This window comes from Micromonospora kangleipakensis, from assembly GCF_004217615.1.
Lineage (GTDB): Bacteria > Actinomycetota > Actinomycetes > Mycobacteriales > Micromonosporaceae > Micromonospora > Micromonospora kangleipakensis.
Genome location: NZ_SHLD01000001.1, coordinates 7,074,175 through 7,092,543 on the forward strand (window position 1 = coordinate 7,074,175; position 18,369 = coordinate 7,092,543).

Annotated in this window: 20 protein-coding genes and 1 pseudogene; 14 read left to right on the forward strand and 7 right to left on the reverse strand. The window is 70.9% G+C overall.

From position 1 onward, the window contains the following. Positions 1-39: 39 nt before the first annotated feature. Genes EV384_RS33645 through EV384_RS33660 form a run of 4 tightly spaced genes read right to left on the reverse strand, consistent with a single transcriptional unit; the run spans position 40 to position 4,162 of the window. Positions 40-1,026: an ABC transporter permease gene (locus EV384_RS33645; RefSeq protein ID WP_130339804.1), complete on the reverse strand. Its 987-nt coding sequence runs from the start codon at positions 1,024-1,026 to the stop codon at positions 40-42. A 9-nt stretch (positions 1,027-1,035) separates the two neighbouring features. Then, positions 1,036-2,043: an ABC transporter permease gene (locus EV384_RS33650; protein WP_130339806.1), complete on the reverse strand. Its 1,008-nt coding sequence runs from the start codon at positions 2,041-2,043 to the stop codon at positions 1,036-1,038. Beyond that, positions 2,040-3,062 carry an ABC transporter ATP-binding protein gene (locus tag EV384_RS33655; RefSeq protein WP_130339808.1) on the reverse strand — a complete coding sequence of 341 codons (1,023 nt, stop codon included), beginning with the start codon at positions 3,060-3,062 and terminating at the stop codon, positions 2,040-2,042. The genes EV384_RS33650 and EV384_RS33655 overlap by 4 nt, the downstream gene beginning before the upstream one ends. Then, entirely contained in the window at positions 3,059-4,162 is a 1,104-nt protein-coding gene (locus tag EV384_RS33660) for an ABC transporter ATP-binding protein (protein ID WP_130339810.1), read from the reverse strand. The genes EV384_RS33655 and EV384_RS33660 overlap by 4 nt, the downstream gene beginning before the upstream one ends. A 236-nt stretch (positions 4,163-4,398) precedes the next feature. Between EV384_RS33660 and EV384_RS33665 the strand changes: the two genes are divergently transcribed. The 7 genes from EV384_RS33665 to EV384_RS33695 all read left to right on the forward strand — a co-directional run bounded on the left by EV384_RS33665 (position 4,399) and on the right by EV384_RS33695 (position 13,451). Continuing rightward, positions 4,399-4,947, forward strand: a complete 549-nt coding sequence (locus tag EV384_RS33665; protein ID WP_130339812.1) for a Uma2 family endonuclease — start codon at positions 4,399-4,401, stop codon at positions 4,945-4,947. A 33-nt stretch (positions 4,948-4,980) separates the two neighbouring features. Then, a complete protein-coding gene (locus tag EV384_RS33670) occupies positions 4,981-6,417 on the forward strand; it encodes a TldD/PmbA family protein (RefSeq protein WP_130339814.1) in 1,437 nt (478 codons plus the stop codon). Between the two features lie 35 nt (positions 6,418-6,452). After that, the gene (locus EV384_RS33675) at positions 6,453-7,895 is read left to right on the forward strand and encodes a TldD/PmbA family protein (RefSeq protein ID WP_130340964.1); all 1,443 of its coding nucleotides are present in this window, start codon (positions 6,453-6,455) and stop codon (positions 7,893-7,895) included. A gap of 190 nt (positions 7,896-8,085) precedes the next feature. Further along, complete coding sequence (locus tag EV384_RS33680) at positions 8,086-9,414, forward strand: BtrH N-terminal domain-containing protein (RefSeq protein WP_130339816.1); 1,329 nt, start codon at positions 8,086-8,088, stop codon at positions 9,412-9,414. Between the two features lie 235 nt (positions 9,415-9,649). Beyond that, positions 9,650-10,456: a hypothetical protein gene (locus EV384_RS33685; protein WP_130339818.1), complete on the forward strand. Its 807-nt coding sequence runs from the start codon at positions 9,650-9,652 to the stop codon at positions 10,454-10,456. Between the two features lie 11 nt (positions 10,457-10,467). Continuing rightward, positions 10,468-12,381 (forward strand): fumarate reductase/succinate dehydrogenase flavoprotein subunit, encoded by a 1,914-nt coding sequence (locus tag EV384_RS33690; protein WP_130339820.1) that lies wholly within the window; start codon positions 10,468-10,470, stop codon positions 12,379-12,381. Beyond that, complete coding sequence (locus EV384_RS33695) at positions 12,381-13,451, forward strand: succinate dehydrogenase/fumarate reductase iron-sulfur subunit (protein ID WP_130339822.1); 1,071 nt, start codon at positions 12,381-12,383, stop codon at positions 13,449-13,451. The genes EV384_RS33690 and EV384_RS33695 overlap by 1 nt, the downstream gene beginning before the upstream one ends. Before the next feature lie 85 nt (positions 13,452-13,536). Here the strand turns inward: EV384_RS33695 and EV384_RS33700 are convergent, their stop codons facing one another. Next, a complete protein-coding gene (locus EV384_RS33700) occupies positions 13,537-13,977 on the reverse strand; it encodes a (deoxy)nucleoside triphosphate pyrophosphohydrolase (protein WP_130339824.1) in 441 nt (146 codons plus the stop codon). A 184-nt stretch (positions 13,978-14,161) separates the two neighbouring features. Here EV384_RS33700 and EV384_RS33705 point away from each other — a divergent pair, with 184 nt between their 5' ends. From EV384_RS33705 to EV384_RS33725, 5 genes and pseudogenes are all read left to right on the forward strand, one after another. Then, positions 14,162-14,476 carry a 4a-hydroxytetrahydrobiopterin dehydratase gene (locus tag EV384_RS33705; RefSeq protein WP_130339826.1) on the forward strand — a complete coding sequence of 105 codons (315 nt, stop codon included), beginning with the start codon at positions 14,162-14,164 and terminating at the stop codon, positions 14,474-14,476. Between the two features lie 223 nt (positions 14,477-14,699). Then, positions 14,700-15,011, forward strand: coding sequence for a hypothetical protein (locus EV384_RS33710; RefSeq protein WP_242624405.1), 312 nt, complete (start codon positions 14,700-14,702; stop codon positions 15,009-15,011). A gap of 87 nt (positions 15,012-15,098) precedes the next feature. After that, a pseudogene (locus EV384_RS33715) lies at positions 15,099-15,460 on the forward strand (PH domain-containing protein). An 18-nt stretch (positions 15,461-15,478) separates the two neighbouring features. Further along, positions 15,479-15,856 carry a DUF1801 domain-containing protein gene (locus tag EV384_RS33720; RefSeq protein WP_130339830.1) on the forward strand — a complete coding sequence of 126 codons (378 nt, stop codon included), beginning with the start codon at positions 15,479-15,481 and terminating at the stop codon, positions 15,854-15,856. After that, positions 15,857-16,582, forward strand: a complete 726-nt coding sequence (locus EV384_RS33725; RefSeq protein WP_130339832.1) for a class I SAM-dependent methyltransferase — start codon at positions 15,857-15,859, stop codon at positions 16,580-16,582. Between the two features lie 18 nt (positions 16,583-16,600). Here EV384_RS33725 and EV384_RS33730 read toward each other — a convergent pair whose 3' ends face one another. Beyond that, positions 16,601-17,056, reverse strand: coding sequence for a hypothetical protein (locus tag EV384_RS33730; RefSeq protein ID WP_130339834.1), 456 nt, complete (start codon positions 17,054-17,056; stop codon positions 16,601-16,603). An 89-nt stretch (positions 17,057-17,145) separates the two neighbouring features. On the opposite strand from EV384_RS33730, the gene EV384_RS35240 reads away from it, so the two are divergent. Together EV384_RS35240 and EV384_RS33735 are read left to right on the forward strand one after the other, a co-directional pair. Beyond that, positions 17,146-17,307, forward strand: coding sequence for a hypothetical protein (locus EV384_RS35240; RefSeq protein WP_165439840.1), 162 nt, complete (start codon positions 17,146-17,148; stop codon positions 17,305-17,307). Between the two features lie 181 nt (positions 17,308-17,488). After that, positions 17,489-17,755, forward strand: coding sequence for a hypothetical protein (locus EV384_RS33735; RefSeq protein ID WP_130339836.1), 267 nt, complete (start codon positions 17,489-17,491; stop codon positions 17,753-17,755). 36 nt (positions 17,756-17,791) lie between these two features. Here the strand turns inward: EV384_RS33735 and EV384_RS33740 are convergent, their stop codons facing one another. Further along, the gene (locus EV384_RS33740) at positions 17,792-18,268 is read right to left on the reverse strand and encodes a GNAT family N-acetyltransferase (RefSeq protein ID WP_130339838.1); all 477 of its coding nucleotides are present in this window, start codon (positions 18,266-18,268) and stop codon (positions 17,792-17,794) included. Positions 18,269-18,369: the final 101 nt, after the last annotated feature.

Below are 18,369 nucleotides of genomic sequence, written 5' to 3' on the forward strand. Positions count from 1 at the left end.
AGCGGCGGATTTCTCCATGCCCTTCCCGCCGCCGTTGCGCTATCGCAACCGGACCCGGGGATCGATGGCGGCGTAGAGGAGGTCCACCACGATGTTGGCGACCACGATGAAGACCGCGGAGATCAGCACGGTGGCCATGATGGTCGGCAGGTCGCCCGCCTTGACCGCGTCGACGGCGGTGCGGCCGAGCCCCTGGATGCCGAAGGTTGTCTCGGTGATCACCGTGCCGCCGAGCGCGCTGCCCACGTCCAGGCCGGCGATGGTGACCACCGGGGTGATCGCGGCGCGCAGCGCGTGCCGCCCGTACACCGTGGGTTTGGCCAGGCCCTTGGCCCGCGCGGTGCGGACGAAGTCCTCCGACAGCGTCTCCAGCATCTGCGCCCGGGACAGCCGGGCGTAGATCGCGGAGAAGAGGAAGGCCAGCGACACCCAGGCGAGCACGAGCCCGCTGGCCCATTTCACCGGGTTGTCGAAGATGGAGGTGTAGCCCGGGGTCGGGGTGATCCGCAGGTTGTAGGTGAAGACCAGCAGCAGCACCGCGCCGACGAAGTACAGCTGCATGGAGGCGCCGGCCAGCGAGAAGCCGATCGCCACCCGGTCCAGCACCGTGCCGCGGCGTAGCGCGGAGATCATCCCCAGCCCGACGCCGAGCACCAGCCAGAGGACCGCCGCCGGGATCACGATGCTCAGCGTCACCGGGAGCACCCGGGCCATGGTGTCGGTGACCGCCTCGCTGTTGACGTACGAGTAGCCGAGGCAGGGGGCGTCACACCGGCCGCCCTGGGAGCTGCCCAGGTCCCGGCCGGTGACGATGCCCTTCATGTAGTTGGCGTACTGCTCGGGCAGCGGGTCACGCAGGCCCAGCTCCTCGCGGACCCGCTCCAGCCGCTCGGCGTTGCAGTTCTTCGGGCACATGCCGCTGACCGGGTCCCGGGGCAGGCCGAAGAACATCAGGAAGCTGAGCACGCTCACCGCGAAGAGGGTGAGCACGGCGGTCAGCAGCCGCCGCACCAGGAAACGCGTCATGACACACCCCTACCGGGACGACTTCGGGTCGAGCGCATCACGCAGCGCGTCGCCGAGCAGGTTGAAGGCGAGCACGAGGAGGAAGATCGTGACGCCGGGGAAGAAGACGTACGCCGGGTCGGTCTGCAGGTACGGGATGCTCTGGAAGATCATCCGACCGAAGTCGGCGGTGGGCTCGAGGATGCCGATGCCGAGGAACGACAGCGCCGCCTCGCCGGTGATGTACTGCGGCACCGCCAGCGAGAACGCCACCAGGATCGGCGCCCAGAGGTTCGGCAGCAGCTGCCGGAAGAGCATGTGCCCCAGCCCGGCGCCGCTGGCCCGGGCCGCCTCCACGAACTCCCGTTCGCGCAGCGAGATCACCTGACCGCGGACCAGCCGGGCGGTGCTCGTCCAGCCGAACGCGGCGAAGATGCCGATCAGGACGGCCACCTGGAACGCCGCCGGCACCTCCTCGCGGGGGCCGTAGAAGCGCAGGCCCACGGTCGGCACCACGGCCAGGGCGAAGATGAGGAACGGCAGGGCCAGCGCCACGTCGGTGATCCAGCTGATCACCGCGTCGACCACCCCGCCGAGGAAGCCGGCGACGATGCCGGCCGCCACGCCGATCGCCGTGGTCACCAGGGCGGCGGCGAACGCGATGAAGAGCGATGTCCGCATCCCGTAGATCATCCGAATGAAGATGTCCCGGCCCAGCCGTGGTTCCAGCCCGAACCAGTGGTCGCCGGTGATCCCGCCGACGTAACCCAGCGGCATGCCGTTGCCGTCCAGCAGGGTGGAGAACTGCTCGTTCGGGCCGACGCCGTAGAGCCTGGAGACCAGCGGCGCGGCCAGCGCGAGCACGATGAAGAGCAGCAGCACGGCGGCGCAGACCATGGCGGTCCGGTCCCGGCGCAGCCGGGCCCACGCGAGCTGGCCGGGCGACCGGCCGACGATCGCCCTCTCGTCGGGCTTGACGGTGTCGGCGGCCGGCTCGATCTCGGCCCGCGCCGCACCCTCGACCGGGGACAGGCTCACTGCGACACCTCCACGGTTTCGCTGGTCGCGGCGGCGACCGGCCCCTGCTCGGGGTAGTGGCAGGCGGTGAGTTGCCGGCCGGCGTCGCGGCTGACCAGGGCGGGTTCCTCGGTGGCGCAGCGGTCCTGAGCCTTCCAGCAGCGGGTACGGAACCGGCAGCCCGAGGGCGGGTTCAGCGGAGTCGGCACGTCCCCGGTGAGCCGGATGCGTCCGGCCGGGCCGAGGGTGGTCACGTCGGGGATCGCCGACAGCAGCGCCCGGGTGTAGGGGTGCTGGGGGCGTTGGTAGATGTCGTCGCGGTCACCGATCTCGACGATCTTGCCCAGGTACATGACCGCGACGCGGTGGCAGAAGTGCCGCACCACGGCCAGGTCGTGGGCGATGAACACGAACGCCAGGTCCAGGTCGCGTTGCAGGTCGCGCAGCAGGTTGATCACCTGCGCCTGGATCGACACGTCCAGGGCCGAGACCGGCTCGTCGGCGACGATCAGCTTCGGCCGCAGCGCCAGGGCGCGGGCGATGCCGATGCGCTGGCGCTGCCCGCCGGAGAACTCGTGCGGGTACCGGTTGTAGTGCTCCGGGTTCAACCCCACCAGCTCCAGCAGTTCCTGGACCCGCTTGCGGACCCCGCCGGGCGGGGTGATCCCGTTGACCTGCAGCGGCATCGCCACGATCCGACCCACGGTGTGCCGAGGATTCAACGACGCGTACGGGTCCTGGAAGATGATCTGCAGGTCCTGCCGCAACGGCCGCAGCTCACCCCGCCGCGCATGGGTGATGTCCCGCCCCGCGAACTCGATCGACCCCGCGGTCGGCTCCAACAACCGCACCAGCATCCGACCCGTCGTCGTCTTCCCACACCCCGACTCCCCCACCAGGCCCAGCGCCTCGCCAGGCCGGACGTCGAAGTCGAGCCCGTCGACCGCCCGGACCGCCCCGGTCGACCGGAAGCCGCTGCGGACCGGGAAGTGCTTGGTCAGGCCACGCACCCGCAGCAGCGGCTCGGTGCCCTCGCTCATCGCGCGACCCCCACCTGTGCGATGTCCTCCTGGTAGAGCCGGGTGCGCTCCTCCACGGGCAGGTGGCAGGCGGCCAGATGGCCGGCCTCCCCGGCCGGGCGCAGCTCCGGGACCTCCGTCAAGGAGCGGTCGCCGTTGCGACCGGCGTACCGGCAGCGGGGATGGAACGCGCACCCCGACGGCAAATTGATCAACGACGGCGGGTTACCCGGGATCGGCAACAGGTCCGCGTCCGCGTCACCGTGCAACGACGGCACACTCGACAACAACCCCCACGTGTACGGATGCTGCGGACGCCGCAACACCTGCTCCACACTCCCGCACTCCACCGCCCGACCCCCGTACATCACCAACACCTCGTCGGCCACCTGAGACACCACCCCCAGGTCATGGGTGATCAGCACGATCGCCGAGTGGAACTCCGCCTGCAGATCAGCCAACAGATCCAAAATCTGCGCCTGCACGGTCACATCCAACGCCGTCGTCGGCTCATCCGCGATCAACAGATCCGGATCGTTCACCAACGCCATCGCGATCATCACCCGCTGCCGCATCCCACCCGAAAACTCATGCGGAAACTGATCGAACCGCCGCGCCGGCTGCGGAATCCCCACCCGACCCAACATGTCCACCGCCCGCTGCCGGGCCTCCCGCTTCCCCGCCCGCGGGTGATGCACCCGGTACGCCTCCGCGATCTGCCGCCCCACCGTGTAGTACGGATGCAGCGCCGACAACGGATCCTGAAAGATCATCGCCATGTCCCGGCCCCGCAGCCGCCGCACCTCCTCCTCCGGCAGACCGACCAACTGACGGCCGCCCACGGAGATCTCGCCGGTGATGGTGGCGCGCTTGGCGTCGTGCAGGCCCAGGACGGCCAGCGAGGTCACGCTCTTGCCCGAGCCGGACTCGCCGACGATGCCGAGGGTGCGACCGCGCTCGACCGCGAACGACACCCCGTCGACCGCGCGGACCACGCCGTCCTCGGTGTCGAAGCGGACCCGCAGGTCGCTCACCCGCAGATAGGGCCCTTCGCCGGAGCGCTGCTCCGGCACCTCGGGGCGGTCCGGTTTCCCGGACGGCGCCGACTCCGACCTGCCCACGACCGCCTCCCTCAGTAATGAAGAGAACCTACAACAAACTTCTGAGGGCGAAAATAAGCTACAAGACGGTAGCTGTCAGCGGGCCACAGCGTAACGAGTCAGCATCGGCCGTGAACAGCCCTCACCTGCATATTCGCGTCGGCAACTCGACGTCGTTCAACCGCGGTCACACCTCAGGTGCGACCATGGTTGCGGCGACCACGGGAGGATTCCCGCCGACAGAGGTGGAGGTGACCATGACCACGGCGGTGTTCGGCCACGACGGGCCGTGGACCGAAGAGGAGTACCTCGCCCTCGGCGAGACGCAGGATCGCGTCGAACTCTTCGACTGGAGTCTCCACGTGACCCCAGGACCTACCCCTCTTCACCAGAACATCTCCGGTGAGCTGCGTGCCGTACTTCGGGCACCCGTGCGCCAGGCCGGACTTCGCGTGCTGGAAGCGGTGAACGTTCGACTCAGGCCAGGCCGCATCCCGATCCCCGACCTTGTGATCACGAATGACGTCGACCTCCGGGTACTGGTCATCGATGCGAGCGATGTCCGGCTGGTTTGCGAGATCATCTCGCCGAGCAACGCCGCCACGGACAAGGTGCTCAAGATGCACTACTACGCCGCCGCCGGCATCGAGTGGTACCTGCTCGTCGACCAGGAGACCCTGACCATGCACCTCTACCAGCGGCGGGGCGCGCACTACGTGGAGCGATCGGTCACCAAGGCTGGCGACGCGCTGGAGCTGGTCGAGCCGGTCCGGGCCACCATTCGACCCGAGGACCTGCTCGGCTGACGGATGTCGGTCGGCTCGCCTAGGGTCGGTCGCATGACCGAGTTCGACGCGGCGAGCGCCGCCGTCCAGGCCGCCCTCGACGCGGGCGCCCGGTACGCGGACGCCCGGGTGATGCACCGCCGCTACGAGTCGATGTCGGCCCGCAACGGCGAGATCGAGGAGCTGACCCAGGACGAGAGCATCGGGCTGGGTGTCCGGGCGCTGGTCGGGTCGAGCTGGGGCTTCCACGCCGTACCCGACCTGTCGGACGCCGCGGCCCGCGACGCCGGGTGGCGCGCCGCGCGGATCGCCGCCGCGAGCGCGCGGGTCCCCGGCCCGCCCATCGACCTGGTCCCCACCGAGGCGACCACCGCGAGCTGGGCGTCCGGGTGCGAGGTGGACCCGCTCGGCGTCCCGCTCTCCGACAAGGGCGACCTGCTGGTCCGGGCCACCGGGACGATGCGGGAGCACGGCGCCGACCTGGCCGAGGGGCTCTACCAGATCTGGGACACCGCCAAGTGGTTCGTCTCCAGCGAGGGGCACCGGATCGACCAGCGGATCCGGGAGTGCGGCGGCGGCATCTCGGCCACCGCCATCGGCGACGGGGAGACGCAGCGCCGCTCCTACCCCAGCTACCGGGGCCAGTACGGCACGACCGGGTGGGAGCTGGTCACCTCGCTCGACCTGGCCGCGCACGCCGCCCGGATCGCCGAGGAGTCCCGGGAGCTGCTCACCGCCCCCGAGTGCCCGTCCGGCGAGACCGACCTGATCCTCGGCGGCGAGCAGCTCGCCCTGCAGATCCACGAGTCGGTCGGGCACGCGATCGAGCTGGACCGGATCCTCGGCTGGGAGGCCGCCTTCGCCGGCACGTCCTGGCTGGACCTCGCCCAGCTCGGCTCGCTGCGCTACGGCTCCGAGCTGATGAACGTGACCATCGACCCGACCATCCCCGGCGCGCTGGGCAGCTTCGGCTTCGACGACGAGGGCTCCCCGGCGGTCGCCCGGGACGCGGTCCGCGAGGGGCGCTGGGTGGGCGTGCTCGCCGGCCGGGACTCGGCCGCCGTCGCCGGTCTCGACTACGGCGGCAGCGTACGGGCCGACGGCTGGGCCCGGCTGCCGATGGTGCGGATGACCAACGTGGGCCTGGAGCCCGGTCCGCACACCCTGGACGAGATCGTCGCCGCCACCGACGACGGGGTGCTGATGGACGTCAACCGCTCCTGGTCGATCGACGACAAGCGGCTCAACTTCCAGTTCGGCTGCGAGATCGGCTGGGAGGTGAAGAAGGGCCGGCGCGGCCGGATGCTGCGCAACCCGACGTACACCGGCATCGGCCCGCTCTTCTGGCGCTCGATGGACATGCTCTCCTCCGAGATCGTCCCGTGGGGCACGCCGAACTGCGGGAAGGGTCAGCCCGGCCAGACCGGCCACACCGGCCACCCGGCCGCGCCGGCCCGCTTCCGCAACGTCCGGGTGGGGGTGCGCGCATGACCGGCTCCCGTGGCCGCGAGGGAAGGGACGGCGACATGACCGAGCTGGAGATCGCCGGTCAGGTGGTGGAGCTGGTCCGCCGGCTCGCCGGGCCGGACGCGCAGGCCGAGGCCCTGGTGACCCGGATCGACCTGGCCCTGACCCGGTTCGCCAACTCCTTCATCCATCAGAACGTCGCCGAGTCGGGTGTCGCGGTGCGGCTACGGCTGCACGCCGACGGGCGCACCGCGGCCGGTAGCGGCAGCCTGGTCGGCGCCGACGGGCTCCGCGCGCTGGTCGAGCGGACGCTGGCTGCGGCCCGGCTCTGCCCGCCCGACCCGGCCTGGCCGGGGCTGGCCCCGCCCGCCCCGGTCCCGCCGAGCGCCGTCTTCGACGAGTCGACCGCGTTAGCCGAGCCGGACGAGCGCGCCGCCCGGGTACGCGCCTTCGTGGACGCGGTGGGCGGGCTGGAGGCGGCCGGCTACTGCCGCACGGCGTACCGGTCCGGGGCGTTCGCCAACTCCGCCGGCCACTCGGCGGTCGGCCGCACGGCCGAGGCGGCGATGGACGGCATCGCCCGCGCCGGCGGCGCGGACGGGGTGGCCCGGCTCTGCGCCGACCGCCTCGCCGACCTCGACGGCGCGGCGCTGGGCGCCCGGGCCGCCGCGAAGGCCCGCGCCGCCGCCGACCCGGTCGAGCTGCCGCCGGGCCGGTACGAGGTGGTGCTGGAGCCGGCGGCCGTCGGCGACCTGCTGCAGAACCTCTCCTGGTACGGCTTCAACGGGAAGCGGTACAACGAGCGGCAGAGCTTCGCGGACCTGGGCGCCGCCCAGTTCGACCCGTCGGTGACCCTGGTCGACGACCCGCTGCACGGCTCGGCCCTGCCGTACGACCTGGAGGGCTCTCCCCGACGCGCGCTGACCCTGGTCGACGCCGGCACCACCATGGCTGTGGCGCACGACCGGCGCAGCGGCGCCGAGGTGGGTGTCGCGTCCACCGGTCACGGGATGCTCGGCGCGTCCACCTTCGGCCCGATCCCCCGCAACCTCCGCCTGCTCCCCGCCGCCGCTCGCGCGGTCGGCGGCGACGGCCCGGCGTCCGCCGTCGAGGCGGGCCAGAGCGGCGCGGGCGGTGACGCCTCGACGTCGGCCGGCGGGACGGGGGCCGTCGCCGACCCGGACACCGCCGCGCTGGTCGCCGGGGTGGAGCGCGGGCTGCTGGTGAGCGACTTCTGGTACACCCGGGTGCTCGACCCGAAGAGCCTGGTCATCACCGGGCTCACCCGCAACGGGGTGTGGCTGGTCGAGGACGGGGTGCCGACCAGGGCGGTCCGCGACTTCCGGTTCACCGAGGCGTACCCACGGGCACTCGGGCCGGGTGCGTTGCTGGGCGTGGGGCGGCGGGCGGTGCGGCAGCCGGACCGGATGGACGGCGTCTGGTGGGAGGCTCCGCCGCTGCGACTGGCCGCCTGGAACTTCACCGGCGGAGCCTCGGGCTGAGAGCGGTATGGTGGTCGTCGGCACGCTCGCGTGCCGGACCTCCTGACCTGGCGCCCACGCCGCCCGGCCGAGCGGGGGCGAAGGTGGCCCATTGCCATCGCGAGTTCTGCGTGTCGTTCAGGATGATCCGCCGGACGGACGCGACGCTGGCGTGGGGTACGGCGATCGCGCTGTCCAGAAGGCGTAGATCATGACCGAACGGAAGAAGCTCAAGCAGCGAATCCGGGCGCGGATGGCGGCCACCGGCGAGAGCTGGACCACCGCCCGCCGCCAGGTGCTGGCCGCCGCCGAGACATCGACGGCCCGGGCGCTCCCGTCGGGTCTCGTGCCCGGGTACCGGACCTTCGGCCCGCGCCAGCACCGCGAGTCGGGCCTGCTCGCCCACGTGCTCGAGGCCCAGGGGGTACGCGCGCCGCACACCGGTGCGCCGTACACCGAGGCGATGCTCGCGGGTCTCGGCGGCGGCGTCGGCTTCATGTACGCGGTCTTCGAGTACCGCGACCTGCCCCCGCTGCTGACCATCGTGGCGCAGCACCACCCGCAGCCCTGGGTGCCCGCCGCGCTCGACCGGCTGGGCCTGACGTACGCCGACGAGCACAGCGCGACGGCGGGCGCCGCACTCAACCGGCTCCGGGCGGCGCTGGGCGCCGGACGGCCGGTCTTCGCCACCGTCGATCGCAGCCGGCTGCCGTGGCACGGCCTCGACCCCGGGCCGGGTACCGACCCGTACCTGGTGGTGGTCGCCGGGGTCGACGGGGACATCCTGCTCCTGGACGACGAGGGTCCGCAGCCGCGTCCGCTCCCGGCAGAGGAGTTCGCCGCGGCCTGGTCGGCCCACCGCAAGGGCCGCCACCAGGGCATCACGATCGGCGACCCGCATCAGCGGGCCGATCTACCGGACGCGATCCGCGACGCCGTGGCCACGACCGTGGCGCACCTGACCGGCCCGGTCCTCGGCAACAGCTTCGACGCCAATTTCGGCTTCCGTGGCATGGCGAAGCTCGCCGAACAGCTGCGGGACGTCCGTACCCGGAGCGGGTGGGTCCGGCGCTTCGGCGCCCCCGTGCCCTTCTTCCACGGGGTACGCCGGCTGTACGAGTGCTTGGAGTTGGAGTACACGGCGCCCGGCGCGACGCGCCCGGTCTACGCCGACTTCCTCGATGAGGCCGCGCAAGTGGTCGGCAGCAGCCGGTTCGCCGAGGCCGCCGAGCTGTTCCGCCGCTCCGGTGAGCAGTGGTCGCGGCTGGCGGAACTCGCCCTGGAGACGGTGCAGGACCTCGGGGCGTACACCGAGGTGGCCGAGGAGCGCATGGCGTTGGTCTTCAGCCGGGGACGGGACGCCGAACCCGAGATCCGGAGGCTGACCCGGCGGCTGACCGAGCTGGCGGAGGAGTACGCCGCCGCCGACCCGCTCGGCGAGGCCGGCCGCCGAGCGCTGTTCGCCGCCATGGCCGACCTGGTCGAGTCCTGCCTGGAACTCGAACGGGACGCGGTGGCGGCGCTGCGCGATCTTTCCTAACGGCCGGAGATCGATCATGCTCCGGGTCTTTCCAACGTGCGGGACACACGGGACACTGCGTTGCGCGGCCGGGCCGCGAAGATCGGCGTAACGTGTGTCATTTAGCTACGCCGGTACGCCGGTGTGGTCGTTGGTGTGCGCAAGACGTGGCAGTGGACGCGGTCTCGCCGGTCCGCTGACCGGTACGGAAAGTGATCCGCCGCCCGCGAGGGCCCCGTCAGGGAGACGAACTCGAATGACATCAACGGCAACGAAGCCGCGGGGGGCGCGAGCACGCGCCGCGATCGCGGCGAAGACGTTGCGGACCGACCGCTGGTGGTTCCAGCCTCTGATCACCGTCATCGGGCTCAGCGCCTGGGTCGCGTACGCGACGGTCCGGGTCTTCATGCACAAGTGGTACTGGGTGGACACGTACCACTACCTGACCCCGTTCTACTCCCCGTGCGTGACGGACCGGTGCGTCGAGGGCTCCTCGCACTTCGGCAGCTTCCTGCCCGGCTGGTGGATCATCCCGGACGCGGCGCTGACCCTGCCGTTCCTGCTGCTGTTCCGGCTGACCTGCTACTACTACCGCAAGGCGTACTACCGGTCGTTCTGGCTGTCGCCGCCGGCCTGCGCCGTGCCGGACGGGCACCAGGCGTACGGCGGGGAGACCCGGTTCCCGCTGCTCGGCCAGAACCTGCACCGCTATTTCTTCTACGCCGCCGTGATCATCTCGCTGATCAACACGTACGACGCGATCTACGCGTTCCACTCGCCGAAGGGCTTCGGCTTCGGCTTCGGCAACCTGATCCTGCTGGCCAACGTGGTGATGCTCTGGGCATACACCATCTCCTGCCACTCCTGCCGGCACATCATCGGCGGTCGGCTCAAGCACTTCTCGAAGCACCCGGTGCGTTACCAGGCCTGGACGTTCATCTCCTGGCTGAACGTCCGGCACATGCAGCTCGCCTGGATCACCCTCGGCACCCTGGCGCTCACCGACTTCTACGTCATGGCGGTGGCGGCCGGCTGGTTCAACGACCTGCGGTTCATCAACTAGAGGCCCTGGACATGACTGAGACGCGAATCGAACGACACCACTACGACGTCGTCGTGATCGGGGCCGGCGGCGCCGGCCTGCGGGCGGCGATCGAGGCCCGGCTGGCCGGCAAGAAGACCGCGATCATCTCCAAGTCGCTGTTCGGCAAGGCGCACACGGTGATGGCCGAGGGCGGCGCGGCGGCCGCGATGGGGAACGTGAACAGCCGGGACAACTGGCAGGTGCACTTCCGCGACACCATGCGCGGCGGCAAGTTCCTCAACAACTTCCGGATGGCCGAGCTGCACGCGAAGGAGTCGCCGCAGCGGATCTGGGAGCTGGAGACGTACGGGGCGCTCTTCGACCGCACCAAGGACGGGAAGATCTCGCAGCGCAACTTCGGCGGCCACGAGTACCCGCGCCTGGCGCACGTCGGTGACCGGACCGGCCTGGAGCTGATCCGTACCCTCCAGCAGAAGATCGTCTCCCTCCAGCAGGAGGACAAGCGCGACCTCGGCGACTACGAGGCCCGGATCAAGGTCTTCTCCGAGACCACCATCACCGAGCTGCTGCTCGACGGGGAGCGGGTGGCCGGCGCGTTCGGCTACTACCGGGAGTCCGGCGAGTTCGTCCTCTTCGAGGCCCCCGCGGTGGTCCTCGCGACGGGCGGCGTCGGCCGGTCCTACAAGGTCACCTCGAACTCCTGGGAGTACACCGGGGACGGCCACGCCCTCGCGCTGCGCGCCGGGGCCACCCTGATCAACATGGAGTTCCTCCAGTTCCACCCGACCGGCATGGTCTGGCCCGTATCGGTGAAGGGCATCCTGGTCACCGAGTCGGTGCGCGGCGACGGCGGTGTGCTGAAGAACTCCGACGGCAAGCGGTTCATGTTCGACTACGTCCCCGACGTCTTCCGCAAGCAGTACGCGGACAACGAGGAGGAGGCGGACCGCTGGTACAAGGACCCGGACAACAACCGGCGTCCGCCCGAGCTGCTCCCCCGCGACGAGGTCGCCCGGGCGATCAACAGCGAGGTCAAGGCCGGTCGCGGTACGCCGGCCGGCGGCGTCTACCTGGACATCGCCTCCCGGCTGCCGGCCGAGGAGATCCGCCGCCGCCTGCCGTCGATGTACCACCAGTTCAAGGAGCTGGCCGACGTCGACATCACCAAGGAGCCGATGGAGGTCGGCCCGACCTGTCACTACGTGATGGGTGGCGTCGAGGTGGAGCCGGACTCGGGCGCCGCGTACGGCAGCGTGCGCGGGCTCTTCGCCGCGGGCGAGGTCTCCGGCGGCATGCACGGCTCGAACCGGCTCGGCGGCAACTCGCTCTCCGACCTGCTGGTCTTCGGCAAGCGGGCGGGCGGCCACGCCGCGTCGTACGCGGACCAGTTGACCTCGCGCCCGAAGGTGTCGGTCACGGCGGTGGAGAGCGCGGTGGAGACGGCGCTGGCGCCGTTGCAGCGGGACACCGGGGAGAGCCCGTACACCCTCCAGCAGGACCTCCAGGCGGTGATGGGAGATCTGGTCGGAATCATCCGGCGCGAGGGTGAGCTGGTCGACGCGCTGGCCCGGCTGGCCGAGCTGCGCGAGCGGGTGGCGAAGGTGAGCGCGGCCGGCGGCCGGCGCTACAACCCGGGCTGGCACCTGGCGCTGGACCTGCGCAACATGCTGGTGGTCTCGGAGTGCACCGCGAAGGCGGCGCTGGAGCGGCAGGAGTCGCGCGGCGGCCACACCCGGGAGGACCACCCGGCGATGGACCCGAAGTGGCGGCGGGTCAACCTGGTCTGCTCGCTGGACGGCGACACCGTCCGGCTGACCCACAAGCCGCTGCCGAAGATGCGCGGCGAGCTGATCGGCCTCTTCGACCGTAACGAGCTGTCCAAGTACCTGACCGACGAGGAGCTCGCCGAGTTCGACGCCCTCGCTGAGGAGGCGGGCAAGTAATGGGAAACAAGCGACAGTTCCGCATCTGGCGGGGCGACGAGACCGGCGGCGACCTGCAGGACTACACGGTCGAGGTCAACGAGGGCGAGGTGGTCCTCGACGTCATCCACCGGCTCCAGGCCACCGACGCACCCGACCTGGCCTGCCGGTGGAACTGCAAGGCGGGCAAGTGCGGCTCCTGCTCGATGGAGATCAACGGCAAGCCGCGGCTGAGCTGCATGACCCGGATGTCGACGTTCGAGGAGGCCGAGACGGTCACCGTCACGCCGCTGCGGACCTTCCCGGTCATCCGGGACCTGGTCACGGACGTCTCGTTCAACTACGCGAAGGCCCGGGAGACCCCGGCCTTCGCGCCGCCGGCCGACGTCGCCCCGGGCGACTACCGGATGCAGCAGGTGGACGTCGAGCGCTCGCAGGAGTTCCGCAAGTGCATCGAGTGCTTCCTCTGCCAGAACGTCTGCCACGTGATCCGCGACCACGAGGAGAACAAGCAGGCGTTCTCCGGTCCGCGGTTCTTCATCCGGGCCGCCGAGCTGGACATGCACCCGCTCGACGCGAAGACCGACCGCAAGGAGTACGCGCAGACCGAGCAGGGTCTGGGCTTCTGCAACATCACCAAGTGCTGCACCGAGGTCTGCCCCGAGCACATCAAGATCACGGACAACGGGATCATCCCCATGAAGGAGCGGGTCGTCGACCGCAGGTACGATCCCCTCGTGTGGCTTGGTAGCAAGATCTTCCGGAGGGGTCAGGTGCCTCAGACCTACGTGACCAGCGCGCAGCACGGCGGCGCGATGCACTCCAGCGCCCCCCGCGGCGGCGTGCATTCGCACGCGGGCGGCTCGCACGACCCGCAGCATGAGGAGGAGGCGCAGCGGGGCGTCAACTGGCACCGGGAGGTGCCGCACCCGACCGCCCCGGCGACCGACGCCAACGGCAGGCTGCCGCTGACGGAGCTGACCTTCGACCGTGCGGCGGCACCCTCGCCGTTCGGCGACGACGTCACCTTCCCGCTGCCGCCCGAGCACCTCAACTTCGCTCACCCGAGCCAGGACGAGCCGAAGCACTGAGCAGGACGACAACAACGAAGACGGGGGCCGCGGCATCTGCCGCCGGCCCCCGTCCCGTTTCCGCCCCGGTGTCCGCTTCCGCCGATCAGGGGGTGGCGAGCAGCGGGCGGAGGGCGGCGACGATGGGGGCGTCGGCGGGCAGCCAGGTGACGGAGTCCAGTTCGGCGGCGGTGAGCCAGCGCAGCTCCGAGTGCTCCAGGGCCTTCGGCTGGTCGCCGTGGAGCAGCCGGGCCGCGTACACCTTGAGCACCGAGCGACCGTGCGCCATCCGGACGTCGCGGCCGACCCGGTCGCCGATCTCCACGCGTACGGCGAGCTCCTCGGCGCACTCCCGGATCAGCGCGGCGGTCTCGCTCTCCCCCGGCTCGACCTTGCCACCAGGGAACTCCCACCGGCCGGCGACCTCGGGCGGCGCGGAGCGCGCGCAGGCCAGGACCCGCCCGTCCGCGATGATCGCCGCTCCGACGACGACCTTCGGCTCGCGCCGGTCGGCCTGTCCGTTTCCGCTTACCCGTTCGGTCCGCACGGGCGTCCAGCGTGCCAGATCAATCGGCGGTTTGGGTAGCGCAGCCGGCCGTCAGGCCAACAGAACACGGAAGTGTGGGCGTGGACACACCATCTGTGCGACGACAGACTAGAGGTCGTCTACGAGGACACGGGATGGCGACGATTTGGCCACAAGCCGGCAACGACGCCTGGGAGGTTCGGTGATGCGTGTGCTGTTCGGCGGCCGGGCAAAGCACGACTACCTCAGCGACGCGCTCACCCTGCTGTCCGGCTGGACCCGGGAGGGCGAGCAGATCCGCCGGACGATGGTCCTCGACGACACCCAGCACGCGGCCCTGACCGAAAGGGTCAAGGTGGTCGCGGACGCCCTGCGCCTGCGCCCCGAGATCAGCCGCCGGGCCGACCGCACCCACATCCGGGTCGGGCACGGCGACGGCGAGCCGCTGACCGAGGGCGAGGTCCTGCTGGCCGCCCGCATCGAGGACGCCTTCCGCGCAGTCACCGACTCCCCCTCCTGACCCACCTCGCCACTCCGCCCTTCCCTCCGCCGCAGGGCAGATGCCCACCACTCTCCGTGGCGGCTGAGAAAGAGCTGAACGCAATCTTGTTTCCGGCGAAGTACGCACGGGTAACTGAACCGCAGCGGGAGGGCACGAACCTCCTGTAACCGACAGATTATCTTATTACGTACTCTATTCGGGAGCTGACATGGCGACGCCCACCACTGCGAGCACGAACCGCGTGACCGACGATGTCGACCACGCGCACACCGGCCACCTCGACCGCGACGTCCGGCACCCGTACGGGCACGGCGAGGAGACCAAGCCGGCGTGGAAGACCACGGAGCTGGCCGTCTACCTGCTGTCGGTCATCGGTGTGCTGATCGCCTCGAACGCCGTCGGCGACGGCGCCGCCAACAACGGGAGCGACTACTTCGCCGCCGACAAGGCCTGGTGGTACATCACCCTGCTGACCGTCGGTTACCTGATCAGCCGCGGCCTGGCCAAGGCCGGCAGCCGCACCCGGGACGACGACCCGCGCACCAACCACTGAGCACCACGTCCTACCGGAGCCCCGCCGCGAATCCGTCGATGCGCGGCGGGGCTCCGTCGTTGGCGCGCCCTGCCTACCGTGGGACGCATGGCGAACGTGACGTACGACCGCAAGGAACAGTTCCAGCAAATCCAGAGTGGGCTCCTGGACGGCGAGCAGATCATCGCCGTCTACGACGCGGTCGGCGCGGGCACCGGATTCATCGGCCTGACCGACCGGCGGGTGATCATCCAGGACCGTTCGTTCGTCGGTAAGCGGTACGCCATCACCAGCATCCCGTATTCGAAGATCACCAGCGTCAGCGTGGTCAGCAACAAGTCATGGGCGGGTCGTTCTTCTCCACCGGCTCGATCGCCGTCCACGTCGGCGCGCACACCTACGAGGTCGAGTTCCGGGGCGCGCAGAAGAGCCACCACGTGCACAACGTGATCCTGCACTACATCTCCTGACCCCTATCCTGATCAGTCATGGCGGATCTCCACGCGCACCGGCCGCAGGACGTCGACCGGTTCATGGCCGAACTGGACCACCCGCTCAGGGCCGAGGTGGCCACGCTGCGCACGCTCATCACCGGCGTGGACGAGCGGATCACCGAGCAGATCAAGTGGAAGGCGCCGTCGTTCAGCCGGGGCGACTACATCGCCACCTTCAACTTGCGGGACCGGAAGCGGGTGCACCTGGTCTTCCACAACCCGCACCTGGCCACGATCGACAGTCCTCTCCTCGAAGGCGACTGGCCGGACCGCCGGATGGCGTACTTCACCGACCGGGCCGACGTCGAGGCCAAGCGCGCCGAGCTGGAACGGGTGATCCGGGAGATCATCCGCCGGAACGACGGGGCCTGAGTGGACGGTCGCCTCGCGACCATCTACGACGTCGAGTGCCCGTGGGGCCGCGACGACGACTTCTTCCTCGCCACGGTCGGCGAGACCCCGGCGGCCCGGGTGCTCGACCTGGGCTGCGGCACCGGCCGCCTCACCCTGGCGCTGGCCGCCGCCGGCCACACCGTCACCGGCGTCGACCCGGACCGTGCCTCCCTCGACGCCGCGCTGGCCAAGCCGGGCGCCGACCGGGTCACCTGGATCGAGGGCACGTCCGGGGTGCTGCCGCGCGCGGCGTACGACGTCGCGGTGCTGACCAGCCACGTGGCGCAGGAGATCCGCGCCGAGGAGGACTGGACGCGTACCCTCGGCGACCTGCGTCGGGCGCTGGCACCGGGCGGCCGGCTGGTCTTCGACTCGCGCGACCCGGCGGCGCGCCGGTGGGAGCGCTGGAACCCCTGCGACTCGCGGCGCCGGCTGGCGCTGCCCGACGGCACGGTGGTGGACGCCTGGACCGAGGTGACCGAGGTACGCGACGGCCTGGTCAGCTTCGTCCACCACTACCTCCTGCCGGGCGGCGACGAGCTGCGCAGCTCGGGGACGCTGCGCTTCCGGCCCGAGGCGGAGCTGCGGGCGGCCCTGGCCGCCGCCGGCTTCACCGTCGAGCGGATCCACGGCGGCTGGCACCGGGAACCGGTGGGCGCGAGCGACGACGGAGAACTGATCGTCACGGCCCGCGCCGCGGGCTGACCAGCCCGGCGGGCGGCGTCAGCGGCGGTAGGCCAGCTCGAAGTCCAACGTCCAGTCGACGCCGTCGGTGGACCTCTCCCATCGGCCGTCGATGGTGTCGCCGTCGGCGCTCAACGTGCCGGTGAAGCGCTGGTGGAAGCCGGGCGCGTCCCGCCAGATCCGCCACACGCGGTCGGCGAACGTCATCCGGTAGACCCGGTGCACGCCCCGCGCGTCGGCGTACAACATCGTGAATTCCTCGGCGGCGTCGTCGAGACCGATCAGCGACGTCACCGGCAACGGATTGTTCTCCCGCCAGGCCTGCGGCGCAGTATCCGGCACCGGTTCGGCGTCGGAGAACTGGCGGAGGAACCGGCCGTCCTCGACCCAGTCGAGGTCCGTCCACCCGGTGCCGAGGCCCTCGACCTTCGGCTGCACGGTCCACCGCCCGACGAGCACGTCGAGCCGCGCGAGCGCGGCATGCCGCTCCTTCATCCCTCTACCTCCTCCGACGTCGATGGACTCACGCTAGCGGCGGGCCCCGACAACGGCCGGGATTACCCGGTCAGCGGAGCAGGCGGCGGGTGCACGGTCCGTCGTGGTCGGCACGGAGGAGGCAGCGCCGGCCGCCGGGCAGCAACAGGTCACAGAAGACCCGATGCCGGATCCTGGAGGTCCGCGACCCGAAGGGCAACGTCGAGGTCCTGCCCGGCGACGAGGTCGAGCTGACCCGCCCGCCGGCCTGACAATTCGCCAGATGCCCGCCCCCGACGCGCCGTCGCCCGACATCGACCAGCTCGACGCCCGGTTCGGCCGGCTCGCCGCAAAGTACGACAGCCGCAGGGCCGCCGCCGAGGCCGCGGTCACCCGCTGGGAGTCTGATCCCCGGCCGAGCTGGACGGCGACTGGACGGTCGACCCCGACTCGGTGGCCGACGATCTCCGGCTGGTCCGTCAGCAACTCACCCTGGCCGACGGGGATGCCTTTCCCGCCGGGAGCGAGCGGTGGCGCGAGGCGCTCTGTGCGGCGGCGGCCGAGCTGAACCGTCAGGACTGGACGGTGCGGATGCCGGTCACGGACGACTTCGTCGTCTACGCCGTCGACCTGGAACTCGTCGACCTGGATCGCAACCTGGCGGCCTGTGTGCCGGCCCAGCGCCTGGCCCTGCTGCGCGATCGCGGCCTGGTGCGGTGACCGGCCCAGGCGGTGGTCCTCGGCCGATGGGACGCCTCAGGGTTGCAGGCGCTTGCGCATCTTGATCGCGGTGACCTCGTAGCCCATCTGCTCGTACAACGCGCGGGCGCCGAGGTTGAACCCGAAGACGCTCAGACCGACCGAGACCACGCCGAGTTCCCGGCACACCCGCTCGGCGGCCTGCATGATCGCCCGGCCGTAGCCCTTCCGGCGCAGGTCCTCCCGGACCTCGAAGTCGTAGCCGAAGGCGTGCAGGCCGTCCGACTTCTGCTCCAGGTGCAGCCAGAGCATGCCGACCTCGTCGTCGCCGTCATAGACCGTCCACAGCCGGTGGCCCTCCGTCGCCAGCCCGTCCGGCAGAAGGCGCTCGTAGTCCTCGCGCGCCTTCTCCTGCGCCTCCGGCAGTGGCATCGAGCCCGAGTCGGCGATGTTCTGCGCGTACTCCGCCTCGGCGCGCCGCCGGTACCGCAGGTACTGCTGGTCGGTCATCGGTTCCAGTCTCAGCGTCGCCACATCGGTACGGTATTGCACGCCGTGCGGCCCGTCCGCCCTGGCACACGAACCCCGAGGAACCCCGTCGGCACCGCCGCAGCCTCTTGTTGACGTCCGCCCAC